Below are 15,083 nucleotides of genomic sequence, written 5' to 3'. Positions count from 1 at the left end.
CCGTGCAACGATCGCGACCTCGCGACGGCGTGTCCGCGCCTCGGAATCCCTCGATGCTCGGCCCGAGTCACGGGTCGTCGGCGGTGTCCGTGATCGCGTGGGCTGCACTGGTGGCCTTCGTCGTGTGCACGATCGGGCCCGCGCTCGTCGGTGTCACGAGTTTCCTCGGCACCGACCTGCTGGTCTCCTTCGCCCCGTGGCAGTCGTCGATCGGGTTGCCGCAGGATCCGACGAACCGCTTCATCGGCGACACCATCGACACCGTGGTACCGCAGACCGCCTTGATCGTCGAGGCCGCACGGGAGGGCTCGTTCGCGGCGTGGAATCCGTACGCGGCGGGTGGTGCCGAGCTTGCCGGCCTGCCGAACTCGGGCGTGTACTCCCCGCTGTCGCTGCCGTGGTGGTTCCTCCCGGTGAGCGCCGCACCCGGCTACGTGAAGCTCCTCGAGATCATCGTCATCACCCTCGGCATGTCCTTGCTCCTGCGGCGCTGGAGGCTGCCGAACGCGAGCTGGGCGGTCGCGAGCCTCATCTTCGCGTCGTCCGGATTCATGATCTCCTGGACGAACTGGCCGCAGACCCGTGTGGCGGCCCTGCTGCCGTTGTTGTTCTGGGCGCTCGACCGCGTTGCGATCCGTCCCCGACCGGTCGACGTGGCCATCCTCGGGCTCGTGGTCGCCTCGCTCCTCCTCGGTGGCTTCCCGGCGGTCGCCGGCTACGCGCTCTATGCGGGAGGCGCCTACCTGCTCGTGAGGTCGATCGTCGTCCGGCGGCGATGGCAGGGGGTGCTGTCAGCAGTCGGCACCGGTGCCGCCGGTGTCGTGCTCGGTGTCGGGCTCTCCGCTTGGCAGCTCGTCCCGTTCGCGGTGAACGCGTCGAGTGTCCTCGATCTGTCTGCCCGCGCGGCAACATCCGGCGCGTCACTGCACTGGGGCGACCTCGCGTCGCTCCTCGTACCGGAGGTTGTCGGAGATGTCGACGCCGGGCTCACCTGGGGAGCCGGGAATCCGATCGAGCGCTTGTCCTACATCGGCGTCGGAGCACTGGCCCTGGTCGCCGCCGCCGGTCTCATCGTCCCCCGGAGCCGGCGACTCCGCCCGAGTTTGACCTTCGTCGTCGTCGCGCTCGCGCTCAGTGTCGTCCTCACCTTCGTGGGCGGTCCGATCCTCGCGGCGTTCCAGGAGCTTCCGGTCTTCTCCAACAACCCGATCGCGCGGCTGCGGGTCCTCGTCGGGTTCTTCCTGGCGCTGCTCGCGGCGGCCGGCTTCGCCGCGGTGATCGATCCGACCTCGCTGCGAGCGGAGGTGCGTCTCCTGCGGCGCGCTCGGACGAGACGTCATCTCTGGTGGCGGATCCTGGCGCTCGTCGTCGTGATCGCCATCGGGTGCGTCGCGGCGTTCACCGTTCGCGACACGCTCTGGACGCTGCCCGCCGACGTCATCCCCGCGATGCGCGAGCACATCGGCGTGGTCGGAGCCTTCGCGGCCTTCGCCGTCCTCATCGTCGTCGCCGCCTGGGTCGGTGGTCGACGTGTCGGCATTCTGGCGGGCTGCATCCTCCCGGTCATGCTCGTCGTGCCGGCGATCGTGGTCGCGAACGAGTGGTGGCCGCAGTCGCCCCCGGAGACGGTCTACCCGACCACGGCGACACATCGGTTCCTGGAGCGCGGACTCGGGGAGAGCCGGTACGCGTCCGTAGACCAGACGATGCTCCCGGGGACGAACACGATCGACCGGCTCCGCTCCGTCGGCGGGCACGCGTTCCACACGAGCGAGTGGCAGGATCTCCTGGAGGCGGTCGAGCCGGACGCGTTCTTCAGCCGGACGTACTCCGCTCTGCGTTCCGGGGATCTCGCGACCTCGATCCGCTCACCGATCCTGGACCGGCTCGCCGTCAAATACGTCGTCGACAATCCGGAGGCCACGGTACTCGGCCAACCGGAAGGCACGATCGACCGCACCGGCCGGGTGCAGGTCGCCGACGGGGACCGAGTCCGTTCCGCGGTGCAGTCCGGCCCGGTGCGAGGCGTCGTGTTCGCGTTGCCGGACAGCGTCGTGGGGCAGGACGACCCCGACGGAGTGACCGTCACCCTCGACATCCGCGACGCGGTGACCGATGAACGGATCGCGACGACGTCGACCTGGTTTCCCGCGCTGACCGCCGACCAGTCGGTCGCGGTGGAAGGCGAGGACATTCCAGCCGACCGAGCCTGGGTGGCAGAGCTGCGGTTCGACGGCATCGGCATTCCGGCTCCGGTCGCAGCCGATCCCTCCGGTCGATTGGGGATCTCGCTCGTCCGTCCCGCCGACGACGGGCTCCGCGTCGCGCACACGGGCGACGCCACCGTCTATGAACGGACGACGGCACTCGATCGGATCAGATGGGCGTCGACCGCGGTGACGGAGACTGACCCTGCCGAGCAGGTGGCGACGATGGCGGACGGCTCCCTTCCGAGCACGGCCGTCCTGCTGGAGCGTCCGGAGGATGCTCGGGAGGTCGCGAGCGACCGAGCGGCCTCGACCGCCGCGGTCACGGTCCTTCCCAGCGACACCAGTCGCATGGAGGTCGAGGTGGTCGCAGATGGAGCAGGCTGGGTCGTGGTCGCGGACTCGCTTCGCCGACCGGGCTGGGCGGCGACGGTCGACGGGAAGCCCGTCGAGCTGCTGCCGGCCGAGCATGCCGGCGCGGCCATCGCGGTCCCGACCGGCGAGCACCGTGTCGTCCTGCAGTACACGGTCCCCGGGCAGCAAGTCGGTCTGGGGGTGACCGCGGCGTCGTCGCTCGTCGTCGTGGTCCTCGTCGTCGTGGACGCGTTCCTCGTCCGCCGCCGCCGGCGATCGCTCCTGAGTGGTGACCCAGGACTTCTAGGTTAGATTGGTCAGCATGTCTTCACGCCCGACCCCCGGGGTGCGATGAGCTACGTCAAGGAGATCCTCGGATCCCGCGAGCTCCTCGCGAACCTCACCCTCCGCGACATCCGCGGCCAGTACAAGCGAACCATCTTCGGCCAGCTGTGGTCCTTGGCGAACCCGCTGGCGCAGATGCTCATCTACACCTTCGTGTTCTCGTTCATCTTCCAGGTTCCGCTGCAGACGGGCGACCCGAGTGGGCTGCACATCTTCGCGCTCTGGCTCCTCTGCGGGCTCCTGCCCTGGATGTTCTTCTCGAACGTGGTGAACACCGGCATGGGCTCGCTCATCGCGAACACCGGACTGATCCAGAAGGTGTACTTCTCGCGCATCGTGCTCCCGATCTCCGCGGTCGGTGCCATCGGCTTCAACTGGTTGTTCGAGATGGCCGTGCTCTGCATCGCGCTGAGCCTGCTCGGTGCGTTCGTCCTGCCGTGGCTGCCGCTCGTCGTGCTCACCATGGTCCTCCTGGCGATCTTCGCCGCGGGCCTCGCACTGATGCTGTCCATCGCCAACGTCTACTTCCGCGACACGCAGTACTTCATGGGCATCATCATGCAGATCTGGATGTACGCGACGCCGATCATCTACCCGATCTCGCTCGTGCAAGCGCAGTCCGACAAGTACGGCCCGCTGTTCGGGACGCCGATCACGATCATCGACATCTACCGCATCAACCCGCTCGAGCACTTCGTGGCCGTGTTCCGGAACCTCCTTTACGACAACCGGTTCCCCGACCCCGCCGACCTGCTCACCATCGCCGCCTGGGCGCTCGTGTCCTTCACCGTGGGCCTGCTCGTCTTCCGCCGGCACGAGAAGAGATTGGCGGAGGCCCTGTGAGCACCGCAGCAGTCGTCGTGGACGACGTCAGCAAGAAGTTCCGGCTCTACCACGAGCGCAACCAGAGCATCAAGTCGGCCATCATGCGCCGACGTCGTTCCGTCCACGAGGACTTCTGGGCCCTCAAGAACGTCGGGTTCGAGGTGCCTGAAGGATCGACCTTCGGTCTCATCGGGTCGAACGGCTCGGGCAAGTCGACGCTGCTCAAGTGCCTCGCCAAGATCTACTATCCCGAGCAGGGGTCGATCACCGCGCGCGGCAAGCTCGCCGCGCTGCTCGAGGTCGGCTCGGGATTCCACCCGGAACTCTCCGGGCGGGACAACATCTTCCTGAACGGGTCGATCCTCGGGATGTCGCGGAAGGAGATCGAGCGCAAACTCGACACGATCATCGACTTCTCCGGCGTCGAGCAGTTCATCGACCAGCCGGTGAAGAACTACTCGTCCGGCATGTACGTGCGTCTGGGCTTCTCCGTCGCGATCAACGTCGACCCCGACGTCCTCGTCGTCGACGAGGTCCTCGCGGTCGGTGACGCGGAGTTCCAAGAGAAGTGCCGTCAGAAGTTCGTCGAGTACAAGCAGCAGGGCAAGACGGTGATCCTGGTGAGCCACTCGATGGACACGGTGCAGCAGATGTGCGATCACGCGGCCTGGTTGCGGCACGGCGAACTCGTGGAGAGCGGTGAGGCCGCTCCGACGATCGCCGCCTACCTCAACAGCCTCGGTGAGAACGCCGGCTGAGTGGAGCGAGCGGCGGTTCGAACCGCCGCTCAGGTGCGGAACGATACACTCGGCAGGTCTGTCGAGGACAGGATATGTCGAGGAGCAAGAGTGAAGAACACACGTAAGAGACGTCCGGGCGTCGTATCCGTCATCCTGGTGAACTACCGCGGATCCGCGGACACGATTCAGTGCGTGCGGACGCTCCGCGAAATCGACTTCCCGCAGGACCGCCTCGAGATCATCGTGGTCGAGAACGGCTCCGGCGACGACAGCCTCGAGCAGCTCGCCACCCTGGGGGACCTCGCGACGATCGTGCCCTCCAAGGTCAACGGCGGCTTCACCGGTGGTTGCAACCTCGGCGTCTCGAAGTCGAGCGGTGAATTCGTCGCCTTCCTCAACAACGATGCACGCCCCGACGACCAGTGGATCAACGCGGCGATGGACACCTTCGCCGAGAGCAAGGACATCGGCGCCGTCGCGAGCAAGGTGCTCGACTGGGAAGGTGAACGCGTCGACTATGTCGGCTCGGCGCTCACGTGGTACGGCATGGGGTACAAACCGCACGCCGGTGAACACGACCGACCCGAATGGAGCGTCGAGAAGGACGTCCTGTTCGGCACCGGCGCGGCGATGTTCGTCCGGGCCGAGCTCTTCGAACAACTCGGAGGGTTCGACGACCGCTACTTCATGTTCTACGAGGACGTCGACCTCGGCTGGCGATTGAACCTCCTCGGCTACCGGTTCCGGTTCCAGCCGAAATCGCTGGCGTTCCACAAACACCACGCGTCGATGGAGAAGTTCGGCAACTACTTCGAGACCTACCTGCTCGAGCGCAACGCCCTCTACACGCTCTACAAGAACCTCGACGACGAGGCCCTCAGCCGCTCGTTCGCGGCAGCCCTACTGCTCGCGACGCGTCGCGCCACCGGTCGAGCGAAGATGGACACGACGGCCCTGGATCTGCGCAAGTCGAAGGACGACGACGGCAGCCCGGCCTCGATGCTCTCCAAGCAGCTCCTCGCCGGTGTCAACGCCATCGACCAGGTCGTGGAGAACCTGCCGGAGCTCGCGAAGGACCGCGCGCTGGTGCAGGCGACCCGTACCCGTTCCGACCGCCAGTTGCGGCTCCTGCTCGGCAACATCGACGAGCCCGCGTACCCGATCGAGAGCTACCTCGAGGGGTACGACAAGATCGTCTCCTCGCTGAACGTCCTCGACGAGCCGCTTCGACGCCGCGTGCTCATCATCACCGGCGACCCGATCGGTGCCAAGATGGCCGGTCCGGCGATCCGCGCCTGGAACATGGCCGACACACTCGCCGACGAGCACGACGTCCGTCTCGTTAGCATGACCGGTGTCTCCGTCGAGAGCGAGCGCTTCGAACTCGACGTGGTTTCGCACCACCGCCCGGCGAGCATGAAGCCGCACGAGAAGTGGGCCGACGTCATCATCCTGCAGGGGCACGCACTCGCACTGTTCCCGGCGCTCGAGACCACCTCCAAGGTGCTCGTCATCGATGTGTACGACCCGCTCCACCTCGAGCAGCTGGAGCAGGGGAAGAGCGACAACCTCGTCACCTGGGGCGACCAGGTCTCCGACGCCACGGACGTCCTCAACCATCAGCTGGCCCGCGGCGACTTCTTCCTCTGCGCGAGCGAGCGTCAGCGGCACTTCTGGCTGGGACAGATGGCGGCGCTCGGGCGTATCAACCCGTACACGTACACCCGCGACGAGGATCTCGAGACCCTCATCGCGGTCGCTCCGTTCGGCATTCCGGCCGGCCGTCCCGAGCACACCCGTCCCGCGTTGCGCGGTGTCGTCCCGGGCATCGGTGTCGACGACAAGGTCATCATCTGGGGCGGCGGCATTTACGACTGGTTCGACCCGGGAATCGTGATCCGTGCGGTCGGCGAGCTCGCCAAGCAGCACCCGGACCTGCGGTTGTTCTTCATGGGTACGAAGCACCCGAACCCCTCCGTCCCCGAGATGCCCGCGGTGGTCGCGGCCCGTGCGTTGAGCGACGAACTGGGCCTGACCGGCACCCACGTGTTCTTCAACGACTCGTGGGTCGCATACGACGACCGCCACAACTACCTCCTCGAAGCCGACCTCGGGATCTCGACCCACTTCCAGCACGTCGAGACCACGTTCTCCTTCCGTACCCGCATCCTCGACTACCTGTGGGCCGGACTGCCGATCGTGACGACCGAGGGTGACTCGTTCGGTGATCTCGTCCGCGAGCAGACGCTCGGGGTGGCGGTGCCCGAGCGTGACCAGGGAGCGCTCATGGCCGCGATCGAGCACGTGCTCTTCGACGACGCGTCCCGCGAGGCTGCGAGGGCGAACGTGCAGCTCGTCCGCGAGCGGTTCGTCTGGTCGAGCGCGCTCGCCCCGCTCGTCGAGTTCGTCCGGAACCCCCGGCTCGCTGCAGACAAGGCCCCCGCCGAGCCCGGCGCGAAGCCGGTCGTCCTGTCGTCCTCCCGTCAGCAGCAGACGCCACCGCGGCGCACCGGCGTGCGGCGTGACGTCGATCGAGTGGCGTACTACCTCAAGAACGGCGGCCCGAAGGTCGTCGTCGAGCGGTTCGCCGCGCGTCAGCAGCGCAAGCGCGACGCCGACAACGTTTAGACATCCGGCGCTGTGAGGGCGCCCGTCAGGAAGGTGCACGGACATGATTGACGAGCAGGCAGCACACGAGGGGACGACACCCGACGACGGGGCGATGTGGGTGCAGCCGTCGGGACGGAGCGTCGACGACCTCGTGGCCCAGGTCAAGGCACTGCAGCATCGAGTGCTGCTCGATGCCGATCGGATCATCGGTCTCGCGGCCGAGCGCGACACGCTCCGAGCGGAGGTGGAGCGCATGGCCGACACCGAGCTCGCTGTCGCCTTCGCGCGGGTCGACCAGCTCGAGGATGAGCGCGAAGGGCTCGTGCACGAGGTGCACAAACTCTTGCGCGACCACCGCCTCGCGCTCGAACTGCGCGATGCTCGAACGCGCACCGAGGTCGATCAGATCCTCGCTTCGACCACCTGGAAGCTCGGCTCAGCCGTCATTAAGCCCATCAGTGGGATCCGCTCGGTGGTGCGTCGCTCGTGACAACTCCACTGTTCAGCGTCGTCACTCCGGTCTACAACCCCCCGATCGACATGCTGCGGCAGATGGTCGACTCGGTTCGGAGGCAGGCGTTCCGCGACTGGGAACTCATCCTCGTCGACGACGTGTCCCCCGATCCCGCGGTGCTCGTCACCCTGCGCGAGCTGGCGGCCGAGGACGATCGGATCATCGTCGTCGCCCGTGAGATGAACGGCGGCATCTCGGCGGCCTCGAACGACGGCATCGCAGCGGCCACGGGCCGGTTCCTCGTGCTCGTCGACCACGACGACCTGCTCGGCCACGGCGCGCTCGCCCAGGTCGCGCAGGCGATCGCCGCGGACGACCGCATCGACTACGTCTACACCGATGAGGACAAGGTCGACCTCGAGGGCTACCACTACGACGTCTTCAAGAAGCCCGACTGGTCTCCAGAGCGTCTCCGTTCCCACATGTATCTCGGACACCTGTCGGTCATGCGTCTGGACATCGTGCGGGCGGTGGGCGGTTTCGACAGCGCCAACGACGGTTCGCAAGACCATGACCTCGCCCTGAAGGTCACGGAACGCGCCCGCGTCGTGCACCACATCCCCGAAGTCCTGTACCACTGGCGTGCGCTTCCGGAGTCGACGGCGTCCTCGAGCGGAGCGAAGCCGTACACCTGGGACGCCGGCGTCCGAGCGGTCGGCGCGCACCTCGAGCGGGTCGGCATCGACGCCACCGCCGAACGGGGTGACTGGCCGAACACGTATCGCGTCCGTCGCGCGCTCGACCCGGCCACGTCGGTCAGCGTAATCATCCCCACGCGGGGAAGCTCGGGTGTCATCCACGGCGTCGAGCGGGTCTTCGTCGTCGGCGCCGTCCGTTCGGTGATCGAACACGCCGGTGATGTCGACCTGGAGATCGTCGTGGTCTACGACCTGACGACACCCGAGACGGTCCTCGACCTCCTGCGGAAGATCGCCGGCGATCGGCTCACCCTGGTCCCGTTCGACCGCCCGTTCAACTACGGGGAGAAGTGCAACGTCGGTTTCGTCGAGAGCCGGGGCGACATGATCGTCCTGCTCAACGACGACGTCGAGGTCATCTCGGACGGGTTCCTCGTCGAGCTCGTCGCTCCGCTCCGTCAGCAGGATGTCGGGATGACCGGCGCGCAGCTCGTGTACGAGGACGGCCTCATCCAGCACGCCGGCCACCGCTACGCCAACCGTGGGTTCTCCCACCCCATGGCCGGGTACCGGTTCGGCGAGCCCGGGCCGTCGGCGGCGCTCAAAGTCGACCGCGAGGTTTCCGGGGTCACCGCCGCCTGTGCGGCACTCCGTCGGGACACCTATGCCAGCATCGGTGGGGTCACCGAGGCGTTGCCGCTGAACTTCAACGACGTCGACCTCTCGCTCAAGGTGAGCAACGCCGGATTGCGCATCCTCTACCTCGCTCGAGTGCAGCTCTTCCACTACGAGTCGAAGACCCGTCTCGCCGTCGTGCACGAGTGGGAGCTCAACACCGTCCGAGCTCGCTGGGGTGTCATCTACCGTGACCCCTTCCTTCCGGAGCACCCAGACGACGCGTACCATCCGTACGCCTCCATGCGCACTCGATCCTCATCCAGTACACCCGATTGGGTCTGATCTCGGTCGACGCGCCGTCGATCAGGTCATCGACAGCCGATTCGGACCCGGTACCCTGAAAGGGGCACATCCGGCGTGCCGAGGAGGACTGATGACCGAGTGGCGTATACGCCCAACGGCCTGCGTGGTGACGGCTCTGCTCGTCGGCGTCGGTCTGACCGGCTGCTTCGGCGGTGATCCGGCGCAGTCGAGCGCAAGTCCGACGACGAGCCCGACCCTCCTTCCAGGCGTCGAACCCACCTTCAAGACGGAGGATCCGGAACCGATCCCGCTCGACGCCGTCATGGTCTTCGCCGGGGTCGACCCCGACGGTACGACGGTCTCGGCATCCGGCTACATCGCCGGCGTCATCGAGAACGGAGGGACCTGCACGTTCACGTTCTCCGGCTCGGGCCCGGACGTGATCGTCACGAGCGAGGGACTCGCCGACTCGAAGACGACGTCGTGCGGTACCGTTCAAACCCAGATCAGCGACTTCACCAGCGGGACGTGGACGGCCGTCCTCTCCTACCAATCGGACAAGACCGGAGCGCTCACCTCGGAGCCGCTGACGGTGGAGGTACCATGACGCGCCGCAGCCCACTCATCGTCATCGCGACGGTCTTCGCTCTCCTCGTCGGCGTGTTGACGGTCGCCCCGGCCGTCGCCCCGAGCGCCGAGGCCGCCAACGGGTCCGACTTCCGAGCCGGTTCGATCATCAGCGACCAGCTCTTCTACGACGGCGGCGCCATGAGCGCGCCTGCGGTCCAGGACTTCCTGAATCGAGCTGTGCCGAGCTGTCGTGCCGGTTACACCTGCCTCAAGGACTACGCTCAGGCGACTCCTTCCCGGGCCGCTGTCTCCGGTCGCTGTGCCGCCTATGCGGGTTCCGGTCGGGAATCGGCGGCGAGCATCATCTCCAAGGTGGGAGCGGCCTGCGGGATCAGCCAGAAGGCCATGATCGTCCTCATCGAGAAGGAACAGGGACTCATCACCGACACCTGGCCGAGCGATCGGCAGTACCGCAGCGCGACCGGCTACGGGTGCCCGGACACGGCCGACTGCGATACGACCTACTACGGGTTCTTCAACCAGGTGTACGCGGCTGCACTGCAGTTCAAGAACTACCAGGCGAACCCGACCCGGTGGAACCATGTTCCTGGGCGCGTCAACGCCGTCCGGTTCTCGCCGACCGCCTCGTGCGGGTCCAGCAACGTCTTCATCGAGAACGCCGCGACCGCAGGGTTGTACAACTACACGCCGTACCAGCCGAACGCCGCGGCGCTCGCGAACCTCTACGGCACGGGCGACGGCTGCAGTGCGTACGGCAACCGGAACTTCTTCCGCATCTACACCGACTGGTTCGGACCGACCAACGGGGTGTTGAACCCTGCTGGCGCCTACGACGCGTTGAGCGTCAACGTCGGGGCGAATGATGCGACCATCTCCCTGTCGGGCTGGACCCTGGACCTCAACCGCACCTCCGCATCGCTCGAGGCGCATGTGTACTTGACCTACCCTGACGGCTCGACCAAGGGGTCGGTCATGCAGGCGAACAAGTCCAGACCGGATGTCGCGCGCGCGTACCCGGGCGCCGGTGAGGCCCACGGCTACAGCACCAACATCACCGTCACCCGTGGGGGGACCTACACCGCTTGCGTATACGGGATCGGTTTGAGCGCCAACCGGTTGCTCGGATGCAAGTCGGTGAGCGTGCCGCAGGATGCGCCGATCGGTTCACTCGACGCGGTCCGGGTTACCGGAAGCGGTTCGACGACGGCGCTCTACGTCGCGGGGTGGGCGATGGATCCTGACGCCAAGTCGGTTTCGAACGACGTGCACATCTACGTGAGGCAACCCGACGGGCAACGTCCGGGAACCGCCATGACGGCGTCCGCATCACGCCCCGATGTCGCCAATGTGTACCCTGGGGCGGGCGCTGCCCACGGGTTCAGCCAGAGCTTCCCGGTGTCTGCAGGCGGGCGGTATGAGGTCTGTGCTTACAGCATCGCCAAGTTCTGGCAGAACGTCGGAGTGAACACGGAGCTCGGCTGTGTGGCGGTCGACCTCGTGAAGGACTTCCCGGCCGGCAGCTTGGATCTCGTCGACGTCAGTCAGTCAGCCACAGGCGCGTCGATCAACGTGGGTGGATGGACGCTTGATCGTGGCGCACTCGGAACAGCGATCCCGGTACACGTCTACATCACCGATCCGACCGGGAAGCGCTCCGGCTATGTGCGCGGGTCCGGCGGCCAGCGTGATGACGTGAACCGTGTCTACGGGGCCACGGGACCGCATGGTTTCTCCGAGTCCTTCCCCGTCACGGCTCCCGGCGACTACCAGGTGTGCGCCTACGGCATCGCGGTGTCGCCGCTCAGCGTCGGGATGAACTCCACGATCGGGTGCCGCACCGTGACCGTGGGGACGAGTTACCCGGTCGGGTCGTTCGACGGAGCCCAGGTGTCCGGTTCGACGACGGCCGGGAACGCCTCGCTGTCCGTCTCCGGGTGGACGGTCGACGCACAGCTTCCGAAGACGCCGATCCAGATGCACGTCTATGTCACGGCGCCCGACGGGACGGTGAAGGGGTACGCGTTCCAGGCTGACAAGGTGCGTTCGGACATTGCACGGATCTATCCCGCCTACGGCGGTGCGCACGGGCTCAGCGAGTCCATACCGGTGACGGCCGCTGGTGATTACAAGGTCTGTGGCTACGGGATCGGGACCGCGGTGTTCAACACCGGCAAGAACGTGCTCTTCGGTTGCACCACGGTCCGCGTGAACTGACCACGCCGATGCGACGACGAAGGCGCCGACACTCTCCAGGGTGTCGGCGCCTTCGTCGTCCGCAGCGGGGGAGGGGTGTCAGCGAACGGTCACGAGCTCGTCCTCGGCCCGCGCGCGCAAGGCGAGTCGTGCAGCTCCGAAGCAGGCCGCGCCGATCGTGAGGACGCCGACGGCGAGCCAGAGCGTCATGCCGCCCGGCGGCGTCCACTCCGGCCGGGTGATCATCGCGAGCCAGCTCCCACCGGTGTCGCCGATGCTGTAGCGGCGGAGCGCCCCGATGTAGCTGAGGAACTGCGCGAACCCGAGCGCGGCGATCAAGATCACGACGAGTCGCCGCTGGATCGAGCGGCCGAGCGCCGAGCCGTGCTCGGCGAGCAGTGCGCCGATGGTGAGGAGCATGAGCGCGAACAACGGCAACGTGTACCGGCCCTGCCAGATGATCCCACCCGAGGTCACCCACACGCCCTGGAGGAGCGCGGGGACGAAGACGACGGCGGCCATGAGGAGGACGGCGACGACCAGTCGACGCCCGCGGAGGAGGACACCGGCACCGAGGAGCAGCAGGCCGATGACGGCCGGCCAGATGAAGAACACCGCGTCAGGGGCGGGCGTGTCGAGCCAGCCGAACTCGCCGATCATCTGCGCACCGTAGTAGAAGGTGAGGTCGAGGATGACCGCGACCCCGACGATGGGCGCGTCACCGACGTGCGGGTACGGGGGAGGCGGCGCATTGGGGTCGACCGCCATGGCGAGCGAGTTCGAGCCGAGCAACCATGCGGCGGCGGCGGCGGTGCCGAGCGCGACGAGGACGATCGTCACCTGCACCGAACGGCGCTTCAACAGCGCGAGGAGGTCCCGACCGGGTAGCAGCACGAGTGCCGCAGCGATGGCCATCGCGAGCCACAAGGGAGACAGACCACGCGTGTTGGCTGCAAAGACGCCGCCGACCACGAGAGCGCTCAAGGGGAGCCACAGCGGGGCCGCGGACTGTCTCGTCGTGATCGTCAGCAGTCCGACGACGGCCGCCATCATCGCGGTGACCTCGAGGCCGTTCGGGTTGATCGTGCCCGCCAGGAACAGGGTGACCGGTGTCGCCGCGGTCAGGAAGGCGATGACGGGCAGGGCACGGTGGCGCCAGGTGGCGATGAGCGCGAAGCCGACGGCGAGGAAGAACGAGCAGACCAGTGCGCTCATGAGCCGCATGGCGAAGATGCCCGTGGAGTCGTCGAAGACGAGCGACGGCCACCCCACGAGGACGTAGTACAGCGGGTTGTAGAGTCCGGCCGTGGTGGTGATGTCGACGAGGGTGGTCGGGTCGCCCGGCACCTGCGTGACACAGTCGGCCGTGACCGTCTCGGTGAAGGCGGTGCAGGTCTGATTGTTGGTCCAGGCGATGTACGACGGCACCTGCACCACGTTGCCCTTCGGCGTCGAGGGTCCGACGAGCTGCCCGCGAGCCACCGAAGCGGCCTTGACGATGTGCGCCGGCTCGTCGGGTGCTGCCGCGAGCGGGGTCGTCAGCGCCCAGGCGCTCGTGATCGCCGTGCAGACGATCCACGCGAACGCGAACACGATGAGGAAGCGGCGGACGAGGCCATGAGCCTGGCGTGCCCCCCGTTCCCGGTCGTCGATCGGTGGGACGGATGGGGCTGAGGCCATGGGCGGCTGGTCCAATCAGGGAGCACACGCTGCATGTGGCCGCGCGTTCGGTCTGGTCTGCTGCGTCAGTCTACCCGCCGACCTGGGCGGCGGCCGGTGCGGCGGTACCATCGAATGTCGTCCGTCCCAAGCGAAGGATCCCGCTCCGTGCCTCTCGTTCTGCACCCTCCCGTCGAGGACCGGCGTGTCGGCTCCCGGTAGCGCCACGCCCGCCGACGCCGCGCGTCGCGGACCCAACGGCGCCGTCCTCATCCTCGTGGCTACGGCTGTCGGAGGTGGCGCGGGCTACCTGTTGCAGATCGTGACCGGGGCGGCGCTCGGAACGGCGGCGTACGCGCCGTTCTCCGTCTTCTGGTCCGCGCTCTACCTCCTGGTCAGCGCCCTCTCCGGGGTGCAGCAGGAGGTGGCCCGCGCGACGCACCCGGATCCCGTCACGGTCGAGACGTCGACGCGCGCGCCGGTCGTGCGGAACTTCGCCCTCGCCGCGTCCGCGATCGCTGCCGCACTCGTCGCCGCGACCGCGTGGCTGTGGGTCGGGGCGGTCTTCCCGGACGCGGGGTGGGCGCTGGTCCCGCAGCTCGTCATCGGACTCGCCGCCTACGTGATCGTGGCTGCGACGGCCGGCGTCCTGTACGGTCTCTCGCTCTGGACCTCGGTTGCTGCACTGACGATCGTCGACGGGCTCCTGCGGTTCGCGATCGTCGGTGGACTCCTCCTGGTGACCGACGACACGACGCTGCTCGCCTGGGGCGTCGCCGCGCCGTTCGTGCTGACGCCGCTCATCCTCTGGCCGTTCGTCCGTCGCGGGGTGGTCGGCCGGTTCGGCATCGACGTCGGTCCGACGGCCCTCAGTTGGAACGTGCTGCGGACGGTGGTCGCCTCCGCCGCGACGGGCGTGATGGTGAGCGGGCTTCCCCTCGTCATCCAGGCCACGGGTGACACCGTCTCGGCGAACGCCTTCGGATCGCTCACCTACGCCATCACCCTGACCCGGGCGCCGATCGTGATCGTCGTCCTGGCGCTGCAGAGTTACCTCGTCATCGTGTTCCGTTCGCACGCGGACGCCGTGCTCGGGTGGGTCCTCCGGATGGTCGTCCTCGTCGTCGTGGCGGCGGGGGTGCTGGGGTTGCTCGCGTGGTGGCTCGGTCCGTGGGCGCTCTCCGTCGTGTTCGGACGCTCCGACGTCCTCGCGGGTGGGACGATCGGGTTGCTCGTCGCGACGGCCGGGCTCGTCGGCGCACTGTGCGTGACCGGGTCCGCGACGCTCTCGCGGTCGCGGCACACCGCTTTCGCGGCGGGATGGATCGTCGCCGCGCTCGCGATGGTCGCCACGCTCCTGCTTCCGCTCGGGCTCCACGAGCGGACGCTCCTGGCGCTCACGGTCGGACCGGTCGCCGGGCTCGTCGTGCACGTGATCGCACTCCTGCGCAGACGCCCGATCACTTCCTGAGGGGCGCTCAGGCAC

At 67.5% G+C, this 15,083-nt stretch carries 10 protein-coding genes; 9 read left to right on the top strand and 1 reads right to left on the bottom strand.

What is annotated here, in order from left to right:
• Window positions 1-2 precede the first annotated feature (2 nt).
• From B9Y95_RS16460 to B9Y95_RS16425, 8 genes are all read left to right on the top strand, one after another.
• Entirely contained in the window at window positions 3-2,873 is a 2,871-nt protein-coding gene (locus B9Y95_RS16460) for a YfhO family protein (protein ID WP_143736530.1), read from the top strand.
• 39 nt (window positions 2,874-2,912) lie between these two features.
• A complete protein-coding gene (locus B9Y95_RS16455; RefSeq protein WP_064295194.1) occupies window positions 2,913-3,749 on the top strand; it encodes an ABC transporter permease in 837 nt (278 codons plus the stop codon).
• Entirely contained in the window at window positions 3,746-4,489 is a 744-nt protein-coding gene (locus tag B9Y95_RS16450; protein ID WP_229939008.1) for an ABC transporter ATP-binding protein, read from the top strand. Before B9Y95_RS16455 ends, B9Y95_RS16450 begins: the two co-directional genes overlap by 4 nt.
• A gap of 90 nt (window positions 4,490-4,579) precedes the next feature.
• Window positions 4,580-7,099 (top strand): glycosyltransferase, encoded by a 2,520-nt coding sequence (locus B9Y95_RS16445; protein WP_085513449.1) that lies wholly within the window; start codon window positions 4,580-4,582, stop codon window positions 7,097-7,099.
• Between the two features lie 43 nt (window positions 7,100-7,142).
• A complete protein-coding gene (locus tag B9Y95_RS16440) occupies window positions 7,143-7,571 on the top strand; it encodes a hypothetical protein (protein WP_085513447.1) in 429 nt (142 codons plus the stop codon).
• Complete coding sequence (locus tag B9Y95_RS16435; protein WP_234994143.1) at window positions 7,568-9,193, top strand: glycosyltransferase family 2 protein; 1,626 nt, start codon at window positions 7,568-7,570, stop codon at window positions 9,191-9,193. The genes B9Y95_RS16440 and B9Y95_RS16435 overlap by 4 nt, the downstream gene beginning before the upstream one ends.
• A 91-nt stretch (window positions 9,194-9,284) precedes the next feature.
• Window positions 9,285-9,761, top strand: a complete 477-nt coding sequence (locus B9Y95_RS16430; RefSeq protein ID WP_143736528.1) for a hypothetical protein — start codon at window positions 9,285-9,287, stop codon at window positions 9,759-9,761.
• Window positions 9,758-11,959: a hypothetical protein gene (locus tag B9Y95_RS16425; RefSeq protein WP_064295199.1), complete on the top strand. Its 2,202-nt coding sequence runs from the start codon at window positions 9,758-9,760 to the stop codon at window positions 11,957-11,959. Before B9Y95_RS16430 ends, B9Y95_RS16425 begins: the two co-directional genes overlap by 4 nt.
• Window positions 11,960-12,037: 78 nt before the next feature.
• Here the strand turns inward: B9Y95_RS16425 and B9Y95_RS16420 are convergent, their stop codons facing one another.
• Window positions 12,038-13,618: a DUF2142 domain-containing protein gene (locus tag B9Y95_RS16420; protein WP_085513443.1), complete on the bottom strand. Its 1,581-nt coding sequence runs from the start codon at window positions 13,616-13,618 to the stop codon at window positions 12,038-12,040.
• Between the two features lie 184 nt (window positions 13,619-13,802).
• On the opposite strand from B9Y95_RS16420, the gene B9Y95_RS16415 reads away from it, so the two are divergent.
• The gene (locus B9Y95_RS16415; protein WP_085513441.1) at window positions 13,803-15,068 is read left to right on the top strand and encodes a hypothetical protein; all 1,266 of its coding nucleotides are present in this window, start codon (window positions 13,803-13,805) and stop codon (window positions 15,066-15,068) included.
• Window positions 15,069-15,083: the final 15 nt, after the last annotated feature.

This window comes from Plantibacter flavus (assembly GCF_900177615.1).
Lineage (GTDB): Bacteria > Actinomycetota > Actinomycetes > Actinomycetales > Microbacteriaceae > Plantibacter > Plantibacter flavus.
Note: the sequence above shows the minus strand (reverse complement) of the source record. Positions and strands in the feature narration are given on the sequence as shown.

What these genes read in the sequence shown, in the direction of transcription:
- B9Y95_RS16425 (WP_064295199.1), top strand. Translation starts at nt 9,758, where the DNA reads ATGACGCGCCGCAGCCCACTCATCGTCATCGCGACGGTCTTCGCTCTC.
- B9Y95_RS16440 (WP_085513447.1), top strand. Translation starts at nt 7,143, where the DNA reads ATGATTGACGAGCAGGCAGCACACGAGGGGACGACACCCGACGACGGG.
- B9Y95_RS16430 (WP_143736528.1), top strand. Translation starts at nt 9,285, where the DNA reads ATGACCGAGTGGCGTATACGCCCAACGGCCTGCGTGGTGACGGCTCTG.
- B9Y95_RS16420 (WP_085513443.1), bottom strand. Translation starts at nt 13,618, where the DNA reads ATGGCCTCAGCCCCATCCGTCCCACCGATCGACGACCGGGAACGGGGG.
- B9Y95_RS16455 (WP_064295194.1), top strand. Translation starts at nt 2,913, where the DNA reads ATGAGCTACGTCAAGGAGATCCTCGGATCCCGCGAGCTCCTCGCGAAC.